Raw genomic sequence first — 3826 nt, forward strand, 5'->3', positions numbered from 1 at the left:
TGGCGATTTTTTTGTGGTAAGGGGTGGGGTGGTCAAGCAGAACTGCCGTTCCGGCGTATAGCGCTTCGTAGGCTGTGATGCCGTAGTGGGTTAATACAAGGTCGTATTCGTAAAGGTGATCCGCCAGATTTGGTATAGAATCAATTACTTTTACATAATCCGGTATTTGGTATTCAGTTTTATTTAACCCGCCTCTTAATAGGGTAATCTCCGCTTCTTTTAAATTGCTTTTTGCGAGTTTTTTTATCGCTAGAAGACCGAGTCCCGTTGCGTCTTCCTGTCCAAAACTGATTAAAATTTTTAATTTTGAATTCTTCGCGTTTTGTCCGGTTTTTATTTTTTGGGGTAAATTCAATAAACCCCATGAAGTAATATTCGCTGACGGTTTTTTAAAGTTTTCGGGAATTAGTATGTCTATAAGGAAATCGAAGTAATCGCGGCAGGGGCCGCCTTCGTCTATGCCGATTACGGGAGCGAGCTTTTTCCAGAATAGAAGTTCGTCAAGCGGGGTTTGAAAACGGTCTAAAATAACGAGTCCAAATGGGCGGTTTATTTCTTCTTTGTCAATAATCCAGGACGTGTTAAAATTTTTTAATCGTAAAAGATTGATGATTTTTTCAGTTTTTTTTTGTAAGTAAAAATAAGCTTCACGGCCTGTGGAGCGTAAGTCGTTTGTCAGCGAAATACATCTGTTTATGTGCCCGCCGCCGCGGCCTTCTTCATAGCAGGGAACAATTAAAAATGGCACCTTGTTCATTTATGAAATATCTCCGCGTATTTCTTAATAATTGTCTCTCCGTGGTATCTGTTTGGCGCGTTTTCTAACGCGCGGTACAATTCCGCCGCGCGGTTATAATCTTCCTGAGTGTCAACGGTAATGCGGATATCGGGATAATGCCAACGGGCGGGTGCGGCAGGACAGTATATAGAAAATAGTTCAGGGTGATTGTATAAATACGGGCAAACGTGTTCGCGTTCGGAAGGAAGAGCGGCTTTTTCCGCGGCGCGGAGGAGAGATGAAGCGGAAACTGATTCAACGCCGGCGCCGTAGGGAAGGTTCGCGAAACTGGCGTAATCCGTATTAAGAGATGAAGCCTCCTCGTTAATGGAAACGGCCGCGTCGGTAAATACAAATGGATTGTCGCCTGTCGCCCTGATTACCCTGTTTATTGAATATTTGCGGATTGCAAGACAGTAACGTTCAAGAACATCTTCTTTAGGCCCCGCTAATATTTGAAAATCCGCTTCCTGCGCCAAAGGAGTAAAAGAAGAAAGCGAGTCTTCAGGGCAGGCGAGTATTTTTAGATCGGATGGAATATTATTTAACGCTTCCATTACGCGAAATATTAACGGTTTCCCGTCCAATAAAAGCAGGGCTTTTCCCGGCAGTCTTGAAGAATCAATTCTTGCCTGTAATACAATCGCCGTCAATTTTGCCCCGTTTTTTCTGATGTCGAATCCCAGTGTTTTGTCACTTCCCTGGCGTCACATGTCCACCTGAATTTGTTTTTTATTACCCACTTCCTGCATTCCTTAAATTCTTCCAATGAAGAAAAAAACTCATCATTAGATTTAAACAGATAAGAGAGGAAACGGTAATAAGGAAGATGGGCATAATCGTTTCTAAAAACGGGAGCCAGATTTTTCATGTAAAAACGCCTGTAGCTTTCTTCTACGGTAATATTTTCCGCGGGCAATTCCCCGTTATAGGAAAGTTTTATTTGAAGGCTTAGGGCGATTTCCTCCCCCCAAAGATGGGCTCTAAACCCAAAGTCCATCAACTGCCAGAATGAATTATTTAGCGTTATGTCAAAACCGCCAGTGTTAATAAACCGCTTTCTGTCATAAATGCCTACGCCGTCAAACGGGTACAGGCTTAAATCGCCTTCTGTCCGCGGTTCCAGAAAAACAGGTTTCATTTTACTTCTGCGCGTCATTGGAGCTATAAGCGACGGTAATACCTCGTAATTTGAATTCATTATCACAGGCACCGTGCAGAGTCTTTTAAAGCCAATCTCCGTTACGGAAGCATCTTTGTCTTCACAGACGCTTAATCTTTCCGCCATCCGTTTTGCCGTACCGCCGGCGATTATTTTCATGTCACTGCGAAGGACATAAAAAAGCGGGCTTTCAATTTCAGAAGCGGCAAGGTTGATCTGTTCGCCAAGATTTAATTCTTTTTCAGGTAGAATAAAGCGCGCGAAAGGAAAACGCCCGGAAAGTTCTTCTATGTCGTAATGGGGAGCGCAGGACTCTATGGAAATTACATTGTCAAAACCGGTATTTTCAAGATCGGAAAAAAACGCCCTGGGCTGATATTGGCCGGGACGGTTTAAAACGACGGCGGAGATGCCTGTTGACGCGGCGCGTCCCATGCTTCCTACGGCCGTATATGAGGTTATTTTTTCATTAAAAATTGAAGGTATAGTATTCATCGCACTCCGCGCAAAGCCCCGCGTAATTTTTCACGCATTGTTCCCCATAATACTTGTCCCCTTTTTGCCAGATGTCTTCAAGGGAATCCGCGAATACGTTTCCAAGTATGTCCTTTTCGCCTTTTAAGACAGAAAGATTTTCCCGGCACAGGGGAACGTCCCCGTTTATTAAGACGGGCATATCCCTCATAATATGCCAGCACGGCTGGCGGATAACAGGCGAAATGTCTGAAGCCTGTTTTTTTTCAAGTGTTCCGCAAAAATCATCGTACTTTTGAATAATGATGTTTTTTTCATTTTTTGGAGAAGCTGTTTTCCAGTAACGGTAAAATTTTTCAGTATCGTCTTCCGCTCCTTTTATACGCACCGCCTGCACATAACAGTCGTTTGGAAACAGCGAAAAAAGTTTTTTAACTAAAGTATCCGCCTCGGCAAAACCCGCTCCTCGCAGTATCGCGTAACGCTGTGGATCACAAGTATCCATAGACACAATCCACGATAATGGCGGCAGGGCGTTCTTTCTTACGCTTGCGCTTTTTTCCAAACTGCCGCACAATTCGGCGCATTTTTCAATTTCCTCATTTTTCCAGCCGATGCCGGAAGTTTCAATAATCAAGGCTAATTCAGGGCGGCAGATGACTTCTTCTATTAATTTCATTTTTTCAGGGTGAAGGCTTAATTCGCCCCAGATGGAGAGGTCTATTACCGCGTCTCCTGAAAAAGCGATTATTTTGTCTAACAGTGATTTAAATTTTTCCCCGTCCATAAAATCTTTGCGTCCCGCCGCGTCCGTAATCAGAGGGTAGGGGCAGATCGCGCATTTTTGAGGGCAGCCGCCGTAAACTTGAATAGAGTAGAAGGCGGGCAATGTTCTTAAGATTTGCGGCTGATTTTCAACTATGCTCTCCACTTCGGCGGTGGAAGGAAGGTTGCCGTTAGCGGCGGAAATAAAATTTTTAAGCAGAGATAAATCGCGTTTTGTATCCGCGCAAAGATTAATTCTGTGGCAGCGAATATCTACGGAAGAAATTTCAGTCTCAATATCAAAGGCGTTTATGTCTTTTTGAATGACGGAAAAGAGAATATCCCTTTCCACTAGACCGTCATCGCCGCCCAATATTTTTGCTAAAATGCCGGGCGTTCCGGGAGAGAGTATTTCAGGCGCGAGACCGTAGGCGAAACCGTCGGCGTAGGAATATTCAGCCGCGCCCCTGATGTGCCTTTCCGCCAACTTGCCCGCAAGGACTGGGTCAAGGAAAGGGCAGTCAGCGAAGGCGAAATAGATAAGCTCAAAGTCTGTTTGCAGTTCGCTAATCCTTTCAAGCAGGCTCTTTTTTGTCCATTTTTCTTTTTTTTCTACCTGAATGTCCGTAAAACCGGAAAAATCGCCG

3 protein-coding genes and 1 pseudogene are annotated in these 3826 nt (G+C 44.2%); all 4 read right to left on the bottom strand.

What is annotated here, in order from left to right; all coding sequences use genetic code 11:
• Nucleotides 1–757: pseudogene (locus ACYVRA_RS09320) on the bottom strand (hypothetical protein); the annotation flags it as partial.
• The gene (locus ACYVRA_RS09325; RefSeq protein WP_461252420.1) at nt 754–1431 is read right to left on the bottom strand and encodes a cytidylyltransferase domain-containing protein; all 678 of its coding nucleotides are present in this window, start codon (nt 1429–1431) and stop codon (nt 754–756) included. The pseudogene ACYVRA_RS09320 and the gene ACYVRA_RS09325, both read right to left, overlap by 4 nt.
• Nucleotides 1428–2435 (bottom strand): hypothetical protein, encoded by a 1008-nt coding sequence (locus ACYVRA_RS09330; protein WP_461252421.1) that lies wholly within the window; start codon nt 2433–2435, stop codon nt 1428–1430. The genes ACYVRA_RS09325 and ACYVRA_RS09330 overlap by 4 nt, the downstream gene beginning before the upstream one ends.
• Nucleotides 2410–3826 (bottom strand): spiro-SPASM protein (locus ACYVRA_RS09335; protein WP_461252422.1); only part of this gene is annotated, 1417 nt, incomplete at its 5' end. The genes ACYVRA_RS09335 and ACYVRA_RS09330, both read right to left, overlap by 26 nt.

Source organism: Treponema sp. R8-4-B8 (genome assembly GCF_054786175.1).